We start from the raw sequence: 17,473 nt of genomic DNA on the forward strand, positions 1-17,473 counted from the left end.
AGTGGTGTCATAAGGAGTACCGACTGGAGTATCTTTAGGTTGAGAAGTCTGAGGATCTTTAATTTCTTCACCATTAGTATTTTCATACCTAACAACGACAGAGCCACCTTTTACTTCACGATATACGTAAGTAACAGTTTGATCACCTTCTGTAACTTGACCTGATTCAGGAGCATTACCTTCACCCTGTTTAACACCATTAATAACCTTATCGGAATTATAAGCAACTAACTCATAAGTTTTTCCATCGGCTGTTTTAATTGTTTTAGGTTTGTGATCATTTGTATTGTATTCTTTGTTGATTGGGGAATCATTTGTATCCACAATTCCTTTATCAGTTGGAATTTCTACTGATTGATCTTCATCAAAAGTTACAGTACCAGTAATAGGGGTACCATCTTCGGTTTCATATTTAACATAAACATTACCAGATACTTTTTCATAAACATAAGTAACGATTTGTGTTTTGCCACCAATGACTTTACCTGTCTCAGGTGCGTCACCATCTTTAGTACGTACACCGTTTTCAGAAGTTATATTATCATTATTAATGGCTTCTGTTGTTATTTTATAAGTAGTACCATCTTCAGCAGTGATAATTTTTGGTTTATGTTCTCCAGTGTTATAATTAGTGCGGGCAGTACCACTTTCGGTATCCACGATTCCTTTAGTGGTGATAATTTCTTCGTTACTACCTGTTCCTGAGATAGGATTATTGTTTACATCAACATAATTAACAACCACTTTACCTGGTTGAGCTACGTAAAGGTAAGTAATATGTTGATTTCCAGAAATCACTTCACCTTTAACGGGAGCAGAACCATCTTTAACCCCTACCCCATCTAAAACGCCATCTTTATTTGCTGCTACTCGAGTATAGGCAGTTCCATCTTCTCCGTAAAGAGTTTCTGGATAAAATTCATCTGTAGTGGAATCGTAGTTTTCTCCAACTGGAGTTTCAGCAGGTTTTACTTCACGTTTTTCAGCTACTTTAGTTGATGCTTTATCTGTGAAAAGTTTTACACTCGGATTACCAGCTACTTCATAACTTACTGTAACCTCACCACCAATTTCCTCATAAGCATAAGTAACAGTTTGAGTTCCTGTTAATAATTTACCAGTTGGGGTTGCGTGACCATCTCCTGTAACAACTCCATTTTCATTATAACTAATGCTATTATCTGTGCTACCAGCTTTAGTTACTAGTTTGTAAGTTTTACCATCAGCAGTTTTTATGTAAGTAGGTTTATGGTCTGTTGTGTCGTAAGTATCGTCAGTTCCTGGTACTTTCCAATCTTGATCTATAATGCTAGCTCCAGATTTTGTTTTTTTAGGATCTTCGATAGTTATTGTTTCAGTGCTATCAAGGTTAGTTAATCCTGTTCCGAAGATATTTTGACCAGTTTTAGAATCAATATAGTTGACTAAGACACGTCCTTGTTGAACATAGTAGTAGATAGCTTCGAATCCGTTAGATAATGGATTTGTTAATAGCAAGTTACCAGTAGTATAGTTAGGAACAGCGTTACCGTCCTTAAAGCTTATTGTAAGTGCTCCATTAGCAGTTCCAGCACCACCATTATTTGTTGATAAACCTATTAAAGTTCGTCCTTCTTTGTCTGTAAAAATTTCTTTAGAAGGAACAACTTCTGTATTCCAAGCACCAGCAGCAAGAGGTTCGGTAGCATGAGCTAAAATATAACCATCAGTTACTAGATTTGTTTCGTTATTATTTGCTTGTGTATTAGGAGCGGTAGAATCAGGATTTCGTACATACGCTTTTACAACTGTTGTATTATTTGGACCAACAACTTCAATAATCCTCTTCCATTGGCCACCAAAAGCATTTCTAAATTGGAAACCTACAGGATAAGATGGAAAAATAGTTCCATTCACGCCTGCTGGTGATGCTAATTGATATAGTTTATAACCTTCAAATTCTCTTATACCAGATGCCTGATAATTTTGTCCATCCAATGCAGTTTGAACAAATGTTGCCAAAGTTTTTTCAGTGTGATCTGGGACATATGTTTGTGATGCTGTATCAGTATCAGCTTTTGTAGAATCATAGCTAGCATTACTAGGGTTAATCACCATGTAGTAAGTTGTTTGATCATGAAATTGAGGAACTAAGAAGTTAGCATCCGTTACTTGAGTACCTACCATATTGGAATTCCCTGTATTTAATTTGTAACGATAAGTAAATTCTGCACCAGCCTTACCAAAGTTAATATTGAACATATCTCTACCGCCAGTAGTAGATGCAGTATAACTAAAGACAGGTGTTTTTCCATTACGTGTAAAAGAAGGATCAGAAAAAGATTTTGTTTCTCCAACACTACCTAAAGTTAAACTTTCTTTTAATTTATTTGTATTTTTTTCACGTAATTCTATATAGATATTAGCATCTGTACTGTCATAAGATCTTGATAGAGTAACATATTCGGTGGATTTATCATTGCCATCAAAGTCGAATATACCAAATGTAAATTTGTTTTTATCAGGATTTTCTGCTATGTCATCATTTAAAACAGGTGCTGTTTTGTAAATGCGAGCACCATGTCTATCCTCCATACTAACATTAGTAGAGACTCCTTCAGTTAATGTATATTTTTCAGCTTTGGCTTGTGTTTCACCTCCTGCATTATTATCAAAGATGACTTTCTTGTTTGCTGTGATCTCTGTACCTGTTTGTACATATTCAGGTGAATTTGCTTCATCATTCTTTTTGATTGTTGTAGATGAATCTACATTTTCTTGACTATTTTTAGGTTCAGAAATAGAAGTTGACTCTTCGGTCGTTTCTGCAGCCTGTGCAGTACTTGCTCCAAGAAACATTAAACCAGCCGCAACGACCACACTAGCTATACCAAAATTACTTTTTCTAATTCCGTATCGCATAATCTTTTCAGTATTATAATTTTTTCGATTTCTATTAAACATAAATTACTTTCCTTTCTTATATAACTTAATTTAAAAGATATCTTTAGTTTTTAATCAAAGATATCTTTTAATGTTAATTGTATATGAAATTTATTTTTTTTGCAAAAAAAAAAGATTCCCATATTTTGTCAAGATAGAAAAAGGATATCTTGAAAAATCTTGTCATGATAGCTTTTTCTCCGTTATATACAAATAAAAAATTTTTGTTAATGTCGTCAACGCTCACTTTTTATTTTTCAAAATTATACAATTTGTGTAAATATAAAAATAAGGGAGTATAAAAACAAATGAAAAAATAGAGTAAGAGAAAAAAGGAAAGAATTGGGATTAACACAGGCTGAATTGACTACTTAAATCAATGTTTCAAAGCAATATATAAGTAATAAGAGACGACAGATAAATTCGAAAGAAATTATCTTTAAAGTTTGCTAATGGATTAGCAATGGTTGAAAAAACGTATGATATTTTTGATTTAGATAGAACAGGGAAGCATAATGTAGATGTAGTAATAAAAGTATATTGGAAAAGGAATAATGATTTAAGAAATATAAAACTAACGATATAAGAAATGGATTAAAACTTCATTTTTATCTACGGCTTATATTTGTAGAGCCAAAAAAGTATAAAATAAAAAACTGTAGGAGGAATTGCTATTAAGAAAAATTAAAGGCTAGAAAAAAACGATCAATATTTATCGTATTTATGATATTTTCTGTTATTGCACATTATTTGGAAATAAATTAAAGAATTTATGTTAAATTTTAATGTAACCTCCCTCTTTTTTTACAGAAGAATTGAAATCATAAACCTGAGGGAGTATAATAGAATTTAGATAACTAGATAAAAATTTATATGTTATCTAACAAAGGGTTATTATTATATTTTATATAAAAAAGGATAGTGATTAAAATTTTATATCTAGTTAAATAAAATAAAAAGGGGAAAAATAATGGAAAGGTTTAAGAGTATTAATTTTTATTATACATTAACTCTAACTTTCATGGTATCTATAGGAGCGAAATATCTTGCACAAGTACCAGCACTAAAACTGTTTGGACACTTAGTTATTGCGTTGGTTATAGGAATGATATTACAAGTATCAAGTGGTTTAAAAGAACAAACTAAAGGGGATATTCCTTTTATAAGTAATAAATTTTTGAGGCTTGGTATAATTTTATTAGGATTTAAGCTGGCTTTAGATAGACTACTTACAGAAGGTAAAAAAACATTACTACTTGCATTCTGTATAGTTTTATTTATGATAGTTCTTACTTATTTTATGTGTAGAATTTTCAAAGTAGAAAAAGAACTTGCACTACTATCATCATGTGGATGTGGAATATGTGGAGCAGCAGCTGTTATGGGGGTAAGCGGTCAAATAAAAGCAAAAACTGATAATAGTGTATTAGCTGTTGCAGTTGTTGCGATATTAGGAACGGTATTCACTCTAATAGAAGTAGCGTTAAAACCATATTTACATCTTGAAGCATATAATTACGGAATATTTACTGGAGGAAGTCTTCATGAAATAGCCCATGCTGTTGCAGCTGGAGGAGCAGGGGGGCAACTCGCACTTGATACCGCTATTTTGACGAAACTTTCAAGAGTTCTCATGTTAATTGTGGTAGCAGGGGTATTAGTCGTTATTAATCGAAGAAATTCTGATGAAACCTCAGGAAAAATGCCAATGCCTTATTTTATTCTTGGATTTATTTTTATGAGTATATTAGGAAGTTATATGAGCTTTTTAAAACCATTAGCGAGTTATTTTGTAGATGCAGCTTACATATTTTTAGGAATGGCGATGGCAGCCTTAGGTATGAGTGTTAATTTCAAAGTTATAAAACAGAGAGGATTAAGAGTATTTATTGCTTGCTTCTTATCATCTGCTATTTTAATGTTTGTTTGCTATATTGTTGCCAAGTTTTTATTTTAAAGGACAATAATAAACGTTGATAAAACAACTGTTTGATTTAATATCAAAAGTATTATAATAGACTAATTTTTAGTTAGATATAAATAAGTAACTACCAATAGTTGTGAAGAGTATCCCAAAAGTTAGATTTTTCTTGTCTAACGTCTGAGGGTACTTCATCTAAAGGTGGTTATTTTTTTAGTAAGGAAGCAAAGAAAAACTTAATTTATTTTAAAAACTTCTTAATTGTTAGTAAAAAAATAAATTTTGAAATTAAAATCTAGAAAAGTAATAGCATAATAGAAAAATTTAAGTTATCAAAGCATATATCTATAGGCGAATATATATAATTTTTAATACAAAAATATATTTCAATATTTTTAAGAAGTATTTTCAAAAGTAAAAAAACTTGGTATAATATAAGAGAACGTATTATGAAAGCGGTAAAATTTTAAAGAGGATTAAAAATTTTTAATTTTGGATAAGATTTTTAATTTATCTTTGGAGTTTATTAAGGAAGTTTATAGCCAATATTATTTCAGGTATCAAAAAACAGTAGGGAGTTTTGCTTTCTTATTGTTGTGAAAATTTAAACAAAAAGGAGGATAATTATGATTGTTACAAAACTATTAGGGATAAAATATCCAATTTTTCAGGGAGCGATGGCACAAATAGCGAAATATGAGCTAGTTTCGGCGGTATCTAACGCTGAGGGGCTTGGAATATTAGCATCAGGAGGAATGAGTGCAGAAGATTTAAGAGAGCAAATTAGAGAATGCAAAAAAAGAACTTCAAAACCTTTTGCAGTGAATTTAATGCTTATGATGCCAAATGTTGATGAGATAATAGATGTAATAATAGAAGAAGGTGTCAGGATAGTAACAACAGGAGCAGGAACCCCGAGAAAATACATGCCAAAGCTAAAAGAAGCGAGCATAAAAGTCATTCCAGTTATTCCATCAGTAAAAGCAGCTAAAAAAATGGAGGAATTAGGTGTTGATGCGATAGTTGTAGAAGGGATGGAAGCAGGAGGTCATGTGGGAGAAAGTACGACAATGGCACTTTTACCCCAAGTAACAGAAGCGGTAAATATTCCGGTGATTGCTGCGGGAGGAATAGGTGATGGTCGAGGTGTAGCAGCTGCATTTTGCTTAGGAGCAAGTGGTGTTCAACTGGGAACAGTTTTTTTAGCAACAAACGAGTGTCCAATATCAGAAAATTATAAGAATTTAGTATTAGAAGCTACTGATACTTCAACGACATTGACAGGTACAAAATTTGGTGCTCCGGTTCGTGGAATAAAAAATGAATTGACCAAAAGATATCACGAATTAGAAGAAAAATCTTCAACGCTAATGGAACTAGAAGAGTTAACATTAGGATCGCTGAGAAAAGCAGCATATGAAGGTGATGTGGAAAATGGTTCAGTAATGTCTGGACAAATAGCAGGTATGGTAAAACAAATCCAACCAGTAGAAAAGGTAATTGAAACAATATTTAAAGAAGCTAAAGAAGTTTTAGAAAAAACAAAGATAGAATATTAATATCATTATAAAATATTATGTCCATGTTCATGTTAAAAGGGAAGGTTTCTTGAGATAAGGTATATTTATTATAAAAAAAGTATATGAGGTTAGAATAAAGTATTCTAACTTCATTTTTTGTGATTTTTTAGTTAGTGGTATGGTTTATAAAAAGATATGGATATTATATTTTAGGAGGTAGTTGATGAGGTATGGATATATAAGAGTATCAACAAAAGAACAAAATATTGATAGACAATTAGTTGCGATGGAAAAAGAAAATATATCAGTAGGTAATATATTTATTGATAAAGTTTCTGGGAAAGATTTTAATAGAAAAAATTATAAACGACTCACTAAAAAATTAAAAAAAGGTGATGAGTTATTTGTTAAATCAATAGATAGATTGGGACGAAACTATGAACAAATAATATGTGAATGGAATTATTTGGTGAAAAAAAGAGGAGTAGATATTATTGTATTAGATTTTCCACTTTTAGATACACGGGATAAGATAAATAATATAACTGGAAAATTTTTGGCTGATATTGTTTTGCAAATATTATCCTATGTTGCACAAATAGAAAGAGAAAACACTTATAAAAGACAAATGGAGGGGATTAAAGAAGCTAAAAAGAAGGGAATAAGGTTTGGAAGACCAAAACTTCTAAAACCAGAAAATTATATGGAGGTTTATAACCTACATAATTCAGGAAAAATATCACTAAGAGAGGGGGCAAAAATATTGAATGTAAGTCATTCAACACTTTCGAAATGGATTAAAAGTACGAAAATAGTTTAACTAATATGGTAATTAAAGTAGGATTTATTTTACAATGTAATATAAATATGCTATAATATAGCAGTACAATAAGTATATTTATTTACATACATTGTTATAAATAGTTTTCCTTTTTTACTATTCTTTAATATTACATAACATTTGAAATGTAAAATAAATCCTACTTTTTTATACACCAAAATAATACAATATAAAATAAAGAGAGGTTTTAATAATGAAAAAATTTAAAGTATTTTTATCTTTTTTACTGTCTTTATCAATGTTGTTTTCTACACTCATAGGGAATACACAACAAGTAAAGGCTAATGAAGATAATGGGGTTACACCAGTAACCGCAGATAAGGTGTACAAAAAAACTAAGTATTACAAAGAGGGTCCTCTTGGAATAATGGGAGGATTTCATTTGGTAGGTTTCAATAGTGTTGAAACCAAGGCACATACTAATGGTAATATTCTAACAAATATATTAAAATATCAAAGTAATTTTGGAACTAATAATTTGGAAGAAGTCAGTTATATTAGGAAACTTCAAAATCCAGTAGCAGGTTTTAAATCAACTTCAAATAATCAATCAATATTGGTTGTAGGAAAAGAAATTTCAGTTACTACTGCGGATAATGGGCAGGCTTGGGCACTAAATGGACAAAAAGCGGATTTTCCAAGAAAAGCTAACAATCCAAATGGACTTTGGCAAGATACCGATCAGACTAAATTTGTTGACATAGAGGCAGAAAAACAAAGAGCAATTGATATTAACCAAAGACTAAGAACATACCAAGATTCTAATGCAGTAGGGCATTTCGAAGATCAAAATAATCAATATGTTGAAATTTCAAATCCTGGAGGAGTTAATGTTTATAATTTAAATCCAGATGGAAATTATAATGGCTATAATGTAGATGCCAAAGGTTTTGAAAAAGGAAAAAATGGAACATTAATTTTTAATGTTGACCTAAAAGGAAAAACTTCTTTTACTATGCCTGGTTCTGTAATTAAATATAAAGATGGTTCAACTGCACCGACTTCAGAGGTTACAACATGGCAAGATGGAAATACTATTTGGAATTTTTACGATTCATCACAACCGGATGGGCAATATCGTGGAAAAATTAATAACTCAAGAGCAGTAACAGGAATTATACTTGCACCTTCTGCAACAGTTGATTTAACACAAAATTTTAATGGAACAACAATTGCAAATGATATTATTGTAACGGCAGAATCACACAGAACAGACTTCACAGGAAAAACGTTAGATCCTACAGAAGTATCAGTAAAAGTTACTAAAAAATGGGAAGGTCAAAAATTAGATAAGGTAAAAGTTAGACTATTGGCTAATGGAAAACCTACTGGAAAAGAGGTAGAATTAAGCGAGTCAAATAACTGGAGTTATACATTCTCAAAATTATCTAAAAAAGATTCTTCAGGACAGATCATAAAATACACTGTAGATGAAGTAGATGCTCCAGGTTATATTAAGGAAATTTCTGGTAATGAAACAAGTGGATATATTATAAAAAACACTAAAAAAAATACAGAAAAGGTCAATATAGAAGGAACAAAAACTTGGGAAGACAATAACAACCAAGATGGGAAACGCCCAAGTAAAATAAAAGTAATATTAAATAAAATGGTAGATGGAAAAACAACAAAAGTAGGAGAAAAAGAAGTAACAGAGGAAAACTGGAGTTATAGTTTTACAGATTTACCAAAATATGAAAATGGAAAAGAAGTTAAGTATACAATAGATGAGGAAGTAGTAGAAGGATATACAAAAGAAGTAAATGGATATAATTTGAAAAACAAATATATACCAGAAAAAACAAAAGTAGAAGGAACAAAAACTTGGGAAGATAATAATAACCAAGATGGGAAACGCCCAAGCAAAATCAAAGTAAAACTGTTAGCGGATGGAGAAGTAGTCCAAGAAAAAGAAGTAACAGAAAAAGACGGCTGGAAATATAGCTTTGAAAATTTAGATAAATACAAAGATGGAAAAGAGATAAAATATACAATAGATGAGGATATAGTAGAATTTTATCAAAAAACAGTAAATGGATTTAATCTAACAAACAAATATACGCCGGAAAAAACAAAAGTAGAAGGAACAAAAACTTGGGAAGACAATAATAACCAAGATGGGAAACGCCCAAGCAAAATCAAAGTAAAACTGTTAGCAGACGGAAAAGAAGTAGCTACAAAAGAAGTAACAGAAAAAGACGGCTGGAAATATAGCTTTGACAATTTAGATAAATACAAAGATGGAAAAGAGATAAAATATACAATAGATGAAGAAGCTGTAAAAGGCTATACGAAAAAAATAAAAGGTTATAATTTAATTAATACACGTATACCTACAACCCCACCAAATAAACCAAATAAACCATTAGCAAAAACAGGTATTTCTACGAATGAAATAGGGATACTTGGAGGATTTGGAGTTCTAGTAGCGTTAGGGTTAGTTAGAAGAAAAAATAAAAATAATTAGTAGTAATTAAATAAAATTTGGGGCAAAAAAATTATACAATAAATTTCGAGGTATAAAAAACTATACCTCGAATTTATGTATATATATAACCATAGATTACAAAAACTTTCATAATTTTTGAGATAAGAAAGAATTAATTTGATATATTAATATATCTAAACAATACTTACAACTATACAAAATAATCAAGAAGTATAATGATTGTTTTGTATTTTTTTATTGATAAATTTAAGTTGTTTGTTTTTGGATTGTGTTCATTGTGTTTGGAATTGAGAGAAAAAATAAAAATAAAATTAAGAATAAAAAATTAGAAGAATATTATTTGAAAGGTGAAACCAAGTGGTATTGGTTGATTACTAATCAATGACATAGTGAAGAATATTCAGAAGAAAAAAGACAACTAATTAGTCGTTTTTTCTTTTATGTATTTTATTATTAATGGCATATATATAAAAGGTATGCTTCCATAAGCGAATATGAATAATCTATAAATGATTTTAAATTCCTCATAAATATTTAAATCCACTAATTTTTTTCTTATTAATATTATAATATTTTTAATGTTTTTATCGTTTCGTTTTATAAATAAAAGAATAGACTAAATAATGAAAAAATAAAATTAAGTATTTTGACAGCATATGAACATCATTTTTTATTTTTCTATATAAAAATCTATTTTTCTGAGATGTCAAAATGTCCCTTTATTTTTTATTTCATAGGATAAGGGTATTTTTTTGTTATTAGTTAATGAAAAGCTATCAACTGAATATTTTACTCTATTAGGAAAAAACAATAAGATATAGTATAATGGAGATGATAAGAATCAAAAAGAGGTGATAATTTGAAAAAAATATTAGTAAAAATAATAATGATAATGGTAGTGGTAGCGATAATAAATCTAACAGGATGTGAGAGAAAAGGAAGTAGGGAGTGGATAGAAAATAAGGTAGCAGATATAGAAAAAGTCTATCCAACAGAAAATCTAGAAGACTTATTTGAAAAATTTCCAAATGGATTTGTTGTAATACAAAATAGAATATATAAAGAAGAAGGAAAAAGTTATAGTATAGACTTAGAAATGAAAGGAGATGTAACAACAAAACAAATAAGAGGAAGTGTAAAGAAAGTATTAATAAAAGCAGAACCATATAAAGAAATTATACAAGAAGAAAGTAGGGTGGAGTATAAACAAGGAGAAGGATTAGTGTTAGCAAAAAAAGAGTTAACAAGAGAACTATTACCTAAGAATTATTTTTTATTTCAAAGATTAGAATTAAATAAAGAAATAATAAAGAAATTGGACATGCTTACCAAAAATTATTCTTTTGAGACAGCAAGGTATGAGATAACCTATAAATATCAAAATAAAAAACTAGAAGATTATTTTAACTTAGAAAATACAGAAGTAAAATTAGAAATAACAGGACAGGATCACAAAAATAATTATTTTCATACAATAGAGGTAGAAAATAAAGAAAAGAATTTGAGTTTTTATGAAAAAATAGTTGAAGGAGAGAATAGATAAACACATCATAGGTATTAAAATACATATGTAGTATGAATTATTGAAAAAGTAAAAAAGATGTCAAGATTATATTAAAAAGGTGATAATTTGAAAAAAATATTAGTAAAATAATGATGATATGGTAGTGGTAGCGGCAATAAATCTAACAGGATGTGAGAGAAAAGGAAGTAGAGAGTGGATAGAAAAAAGTGATATATAAGCATGGAGTAATAATAAGTGATAGAGAAAAAGATATTCATTGTTACGAGATGTTAACAGAGGATAAGGAGGATTTGCTGAATAGTGAACAATAGCACATTATATGCATCAGATCTAACGTATGAATTTGAAAAAGCTAGGATTGAAGAAATAGATGAGATTTTAAAAAGAGTATCAGGTAAATTAAAGTATACATATCCTAAAAACCTCGAATATTTAGATGATATCTATGATAAAAAAACAGGAACAAGCGGGACAGCATTTCGAGAAAAAGATACAGGAGAAATAATTTTAGCGTATACAGGAACAAATCAAGATACAGATAAATGGAATGATGTGATAAAAACAGACATAGGGGAAATAATATTAGAAGTTGATAAAAAACATTATCAACCGGCATATAAATTTTATGAGAAAATAAGGGCACAATACGGAAACAATATAGTACTAACAGGACACAGTTTAGGCGGAAATATAGCCCAAAGAGTAGCGTTGGAATATAATGTGCAAAAAACGATAGTGTATAATTCGGCACCACTCTATATTTTCTCAGGGAAATTGAGAAAATCAACTACAAAAGTTACAATAGATTCTCTTATAGAAGATAGAGCGAATGATTTGAAAAAGTGGTTATTTGATTTGGAAACAGAAAGAGACAAAATAAAAAAATTAGAAAAAAATTTTACTGGTCAAGTAATAAGATTTCAATCAGCAAAAGATATAGTAAACAACATATCAGACTGTGTAGGAGGAAAATATTTAGGAGTAGAATATGTACTGAAAAATTCGGGATGGCATAGCTTAGACTATTTTTTGGATTCAGAAGAGGTAAAATCAGAAATAGAAAGAATAACCAAACAATTGTTAAGACAAAGAGTTAACATAGATATAAATTCTGATGGAAAAATAGATATAGAGCTAAATAATCTAGATTTAAGGAGTAAAAATTTATTAGGAACATTAGATCAAAAAATGATATTAGGAGAAAAAATAAAATTAAATCCGGATGTTCTAAGAAGGCTAAGTAATAATATAAAAGTAGATGTGATAACAGATTTAAAAATAATAAAAAGAATAACAAAGTTATGCATAGAAAAAAATAATAAGATAAATTTAGATTTTGAAAAAAGAAAAAAAGAAGTGTCAGAAAATATAAAAGAGCAACTCCAACAAGCACAGATACCTCAAGTATTAGATAATCTGTCAGAATCGATAGGGGAAGTAATAAAAAATAAAGTTATACTAAGTGGACTAAGTGAGGCTGCACAACTACAAATGGAAAAATTTTCAAGTAATGAAACGCCTATAGTGGAGGGAATCATATTATATCCACTGCAGTATAATATGCAACTAATAAGGTTAAGAAAAGCGAGTGAGCCTTTACTAAATCAATGTAATAGAGAATATACCTATGATATATCGTCTTTTTTCGGAGGGAGACCTACAATACTTAAATCATGGCAAGAAGTAGAATATAATACAAAAAGATTATTAGAAGAAAGTGATAAAGTTTTTGAGGGGGATGGTTTGAGAATAGGAAAAGAAGATGGAATAAGTCAAGCCTTGAAATCGGTATTAGAAGTAGCAAATAAGAATATAGAGGAGTTGGAAAAAGTACTGCTAAATATAACAGAATTAGTTCAAGGATTAGCGGAAAATTTTGAAAGTCAAGATAGTTGGTTAGGAAATAATATAAAAAATGGTGTATTTATGGGAAGTAATCCCGTTAGAAATATGCCAACAAGCTATAAAGCGTATTTAGATAGAGATGAAATATTTGATGATGTAAAAGATGTATTGCAAGCTTTTAATAGGCAAGTAGAAAAAAGAAGTGCTGAATATTCGAGAAAAGTATCTAAATTGTATGAGGAGTGCTTGGGAAACTTTGAAAAAGGTATAGGAAATTGGCTACAATTTATTAATGATTTTGAAAGAGAAGTAACCATAATAAAGAATAATTGTGAATTAACAGTAGAAGTAGAAACTAAGTGCGAAGAAGAGTATGAGGAAAATGGAAAAAGTAAAACAAGAATAAATACCAAGAGGAGTTATTGGGGACGGTTTAAACAATTATATCCAGAAAATATAGTTACAAATATTCAAGGAGCTGAAGAAAAAATAGTGTCCAATAAAGGGAAAATAGAACAAACGAGGGAAACATCAATAAAAACAAGGGATAATTTGGCAGGTTTAGAGCCAATATTAAAAAAGATAATAGAAGAAGGAATATATAAAGCATTTGATTTAGATGAGATAGTAGATGGTCAAAAAATAGTGATACAAATAATAGAAAAAATACAAAGAGAGATATTGTATGTGAAAGAACATATAGATGAGGAATCAATGGCGGGATTAGCAATATCTGCTTTGCGAGGGAAAATTGATGAAGTAGAAAAATCTTTAGAATATTATAATACTTTCATAATGGATTGTTTTGGTAATCGAAAGTAAATAAGAATTGTGGATAAATTAAGTTACCAACTGATGAAGAAAAAAATATATTATTATAAAAAAATATGGATATAACTTGTAATTTTTTTCTTGATGTGTTAAACTGAAAAAAATCGATAAATTGAGAGGAGTTGTAATTTATGTCAGGACAAATTAGAGTTTCACCAGAGGTGCTTCAAAGTCGTGCCAGAGAGTACGGAAAAGCGTCAAATGATATTCAAGCAATTTTAAGTAATCTTCAAAGATTACAAGATACATTACGTAGTGAATGGGAAGGTCAAGCTTTTCAAGGTTTTGATAATCAATTCAACGAATTAAAACCAAAAGTTCAAAATTTTGCGGAGTTAATGCAACAAATTAATACACAATTAGATAAGACTGCACAAGCAATGCAACAACATGACCAGGACCTATCACGTAATTTTGGTTTAAACGGTTAATGAAGAAAAGAGGTTGGGGGATATTTCAACCTCTTTTTTTAATGAGAGGAGTGACAAGATGAGTAAAAAAGGTTTTGCTATATTATCGGCGATAATAACCGTGGTAGTAGCAATAGTAGTGTTTTATGGAGTAATAAAGCCTAAGACTATTACAACAGGAAATCACGAAACAAAAATAACAAACAATGATGTAAAAATTGCGTTGGTAAATGAGGATAATGGAACAGTTTATAACGGTGATAATGTAAGAATGAGTGATTTCTTACTAAAAACGCTAAAGGAAAATACAGAATATAAATTAGAAACAGTAACTAGATCTATAGCGGAAAAAGGCTTGGAAAATGGAAATTATAATATGATGGTTATTTTACCTAGTAAGTTTTCGGAAAATGTTTTGTCATTAGAGAGTAAAGATCCAAAGCAAGCGATATTTCAATATAAAATAAAATCAGATAAGCAAACGATAGTAAAACAAGCTGAGCAAACGGTAGCTGAACTGAAAAATTTATTTAATAAAGGTATGATAAATGTTTACTTTTCTAGTATTATAGGTAATTTGCAAACAGCTCAAACACAAGTAGGAGCAGCTGTAGGACGTGAAAGAAACGCATTAAATAAATATCAATCAGATTTGATGGCACCTCTTACTAATTATTCAACACAGTTCAAAGGATTGAACAATAATAGCGATAGTCTTATTTCTTCATATAGCAATTTTAATAAAAGTATTAACAATACAAACGAGGCTTTTACATCAATAATAGATACAAATAAAACTTATGATCAAGAAATTGATAAAATAAAAATATTACAAGAAGCGTGGCAAACATCTATGAAAACTAGAGAAGATAATTTGAAAAATTATGATGAAAGCTTTAAAAAATTATCTGTAACAGAGCAACTAGAAAGTTTAAAAACTACGCAAAAATATATAAATGAAAATTTAATAAATTCTCCTATTTTTAATGATATGGAAGAGAGAGCACGTGGATTTAATAAAAGTATAGCAAGTACAACAGAGATGTTTACTAATATGAATAACAATGTTTCAGATGTGCTAAATACTTATAAGCAGAGAATAGATGCTGCAATAGAGGAATCTTTGAAAAAACGTAAAAATAGAGAAGCGGAAGAAAAAACAGTTGGTCTTTTGGTAAAGGATCTAAAAGAGGGTATGTTATCAAAAGTAAGTGAAGCAGTGAGAAATTTGCCACATTATGATTCTTCTACAATAGATGAGTTGAAAATAAGTTCTGCTGATAAAAATTATTTAAAAAAAATCAATTTATTTGCCGAGAAATATGCAAAAAAATATAATATTCCTTTATCTACAAGGAACCAAACACTTAGTCAACAAAGATTAGATGAATTAAAAAAAGTAGTAGAGACCAATTTAAAAAATAGACAAAACTTTACTTTTTCACCAAGACAAGGTAAATATAATAAAGTAACGCTATCAGTAAATTCTGAGTATAAGTTGGTTAATGTGGAATCAAGTTATGGTGTTGTAAAAAGAGAGAGTGATAATCAGGTAAGTATAACATTTAATGAACCTGTGGATGAGGTGCAGATTTCTTATGGACTTGATTATAAAAATGATGTGTTGATGATGACACCTGCGGCGGTAGAGGCGAAAGCAAGTGTAGTAAAAAAAGTAAATGTAGCAAAAGAAAAAGAGGAAGAAATAGAAACTACTGACGAAAATGGTAATAAAGTAAAACAGAAGAAAAAGGTTTATGATCCAGAAGAGACAGAGTTTTTAAATGAATTTAATCAAAGTAAAGTAGTTTTCCCATTCGAATCATCATTCAATATTGAAGCAAGCAATACAGCTATCTATAATGATTTGAGAAATTATCATCAGCTATTTTCGATTGTAAAAACTATTTATGGTTTAGATGTAAACAGTGATAATTTTGATTCATTAGAACCAAAAGAAGATTCATTATTGAAAAAAGCTGAACTTAAGGATATAAATAAAATTTTGACATCATTAATGTCTAAGACAATAGTTGATCAACTAAGAAACGGATTAACTGTACCTCAAGATAAATTTAAAGAGTTAGATAGTATAAAGATTAATTCTGACCAATTAGAAAAAGTTGTGAAAGAATTAAAGCAAGCGATTAAAACATTTTCTAGTACTATAGATTCAGCGGTTAAAGAAACAGAGAAAATTTACAAAACATTAGAAGAAAAACCGGAATTTAAAGATAGCGAAAAAAGAGACAATACAGATTTGGTAACAGTAAGTGCTAATATTAATAAAGATTTAGTGAAATTAATGTCAGCAAGTAATAAATTGCTTAGCAATACAAAATCGAATCAATCTACAGCTGAGGAGATAAATAGAGGATTTGAAGGTTTAGGAAATAGAGTGGAAAATCTGGAACAAGAAGGAACAGACCTAACTGGAAAAGTTAATGATTTGAAATCGAATATGGAAAAAGATTATGGAAGCAATGAAGAGTTTTTAAAATCATTTTCTAAGGTTCTAAGTAATACTAAAGATGGAAATGAGAAAAATAAAGCTGTATATGATTATTTATCAAATCCAGTGGATGCAGGAAATGTTGATAAGTTATTGTCAGAAAGCAATGCACCCAAAACAGCTATAAAACAAGATACACGTACAGGTATTATAGTGATAATGATAATTTATTTGGTAAGTATTTTAATTGCACATATGCTACAAAGTATGGATTTTTCTAAACTACAGATTCAAAAGTATACAACAAGAGTTCAGTGGAAAAATTCAATGGTGCCCATGACGTTAATGTTTGGCTTAAGTTTAATATTATCTATTATTATAGGTATAATAACAGGAGCAAAATTAGATCTTTCATTTGATAAGACGATAGCATTAATTTTCCTAATATTTATTCTGACTGTACTATTTACCGGTTTAAATAATTGGCTGTTATATAGAATTAAATCTTCAGGGTTATTAGTAAGTCTAAGTATTTTGATATTATATATTGTCACTACAGGACAACTGCTAGATGAAAGAACTGCAGCTAATGAAGTGTTATCTTATATTTCTCCGTTAAATTATATAGAAAATAGTTTAACATTATTCCTAAATAACCAAGAAGGATGGGGGATTATATTTGGAATTTCATTAATAGTATCAATTATATTTTCTGTTTTAAATGCTGTAGAGTATAGAAAATTAAAAAATATGTAGT

10 protein-coding genes are annotated in these 17,473 nt (G+C 29.5%); 9 read left to right on the forward strand and 1 reads right to left on the reverse strand.

Annotated elements, in window-relative coordinates:
* On the reverse strand, positions 1 to 2,943 hold a 2,943-nt coding region (locus tag H612_RS0108330), incomplete at its 3' end, for a YSIRK-type signal peptide-containing protein (protein ID WP_027131020.1).
* Positions 2,944 to 3,385: 442 nt separating this feature from the next.
* On the opposite strand from H612_RS0108330, the gene H612_RS10425 reads away from it, so the two are divergent.
* The 9 genes from H612_RS10425 (at position 3,386) to esaA (ending at position 17,472) form a co-directional block, all read left to right on the forward strand.
* Positions 3,386 to 3,508, forward strand: a complete 123-nt coding sequence (locus tag H612_RS10425; protein WP_281170308.1) for a hypothetical protein — start codon at positions 3,386 to 3,388, stop codon at positions 3,506 to 3,508.
* Between the two features lie 384 nt (positions 3,509 to 3,892).
* Positions 3,893 to 4,879 carry a YeiH family protein gene (locus H612_RS0108340; protein ID WP_027131021.1) on the forward strand — a complete coding sequence of 329 codons (987 nt, stop codon included), beginning with the start codon at positions 3,893 to 3,895 and terminating at the stop codon, positions 4,877 to 4,879.
* A gap of 590 nt (positions 4,880 to 5,469) precedes the next feature.
* Entirely contained in the window at positions 5,470 to 6,402 is a 933-nt protein-coding gene (locus H612_RS0108345) for a DUF561 domain-containing protein (protein ID WP_027131022.1), read from the forward strand.
* Between the two features lie 184 nt (positions 6,403 to 6,586).
* Positions 6,587 to 7,183 carry a recombinase family protein gene (locus tag H612_RS0108350; protein ID WP_027131023.1) on the forward strand — a complete coding sequence of 199 codons (597 nt, stop codon included), beginning with the start codon at positions 6,587 to 6,589 and terminating at the stop codon, positions 7,181 to 7,183.
* A gap of 214 nt (positions 7,184 to 7,397) precedes the next feature.
* Positions 7,398 to 9,671: a Cna B-type domain-containing protein gene (locus H612_RS09630; protein ID WP_051210203.1), complete on the forward strand. Its 2,274-nt coding sequence runs from the start codon at positions 7,398 to 7,400 to the stop codon at positions 9,669 to 9,671.
* Positions 9,672 to 10,512: 841 nt separating this feature from the next.
* On the forward strand, positions 10,513 to 11,196 hold the full coding sequence (locus H612_RS09415; RefSeq protein ID WP_051210205.1) for a hypothetical protein: 684 nt from the start codon (positions 10,513 to 10,515) through the stop codon (positions 11,194 to 11,196).
* Positions 11,197 to 11,478: 282 nt separating this feature from the next.
* A complete protein-coding gene (locus tag H612_RS09635; RefSeq protein ID WP_051210207.1) occupies positions 11,479 to 13,845 on the forward strand; it encodes an SA1320 family protein in 2,367 nt (788 codons plus the stop codon).
* A gap of 140 nt (positions 13,846 to 13,985) precedes the next feature.
* Positions 13,986 to 14,285 carry a WXG100 family type VII secretion target gene (locus H612_RS0108375; protein WP_027131024.1) on the forward strand — a complete coding sequence of 100 codons (300 nt, stop codon included), beginning with the start codon at positions 13,986 to 13,988 and terminating at the stop codon, positions 14,283 to 14,285.
* 58 nt (positions 14,286 to 14,343) lie between these two features.
* Positions 14,344 to 17,472, forward strand: coding sequence for a type VII secretion protein EsaA (gene esaA / locus H612_RS0108380; protein ID WP_027131025.1), 3,129 nt, complete (start codon positions 14,344 to 14,346; stop codon positions 17,470 to 17,472).
* Position 17,473: the final 1 nt, after the last annotated feature.

Source organism: Gemella cuniculi DSM 15828, assembly GCF_000425665.1.
GTDB classification, from domain to species: domain Bacteria; phylum Bacillota; class Bacilli; order Staphylococcales; family Gemellaceae; genus Gemella; species Gemella cuniculi.

Excerpts from the sequence above, each read along its gene's own strand:
- H612_RS09630 (WP_051210203.1), top strand. The coding sequence starts at position 7,398 with ATGAAAAAATTTAAAGTATTTTTATCTTTTTTACTGTCTTTATCAATG.
- H612_RS10425 (WP_281170308.1), top strand. The coding sequence starts at position 3,386 with ATGGTTGAAAAAACGTATGATATTTTTGATTTAGATAGAACAGGGAAG.
- H612_RS0108375 (WP_027131024.1), top strand. The coding sequence starts at position 13,986 with ATGTCAGGACAAATTAGAGTTTCACCAGAGGTGCTTCAAAGTCGTGCC.
- esaA (WP_027131025.1), top strand. The coding sequence starts at position 14,344 with ATGAGTAAAAAAGGTTTTGCTATATTATCGGCGATAATAACCGTGGTA.
- H612_RS0108345 (WP_027131022.1), top strand. The coding sequence starts at position 5,470 with ATGATTGTTACAAAACTATTAGGGATAAAATATCCAATTTTTCAGGGA.
- H612_RS0108350 (WP_027131023.1), top strand. The coding sequence starts at position 6,587 with ATGAGGTATGGATATATAAGAGTATCAACAAAAGAACAAAATATTGAT.
- H612_RS0108340 (WP_027131021.1), top strand. The coding sequence starts at position 3,893 with ATGGAAAGGTTTAAGAGTATTAATTTTTATTATACATTAACTCTAACT.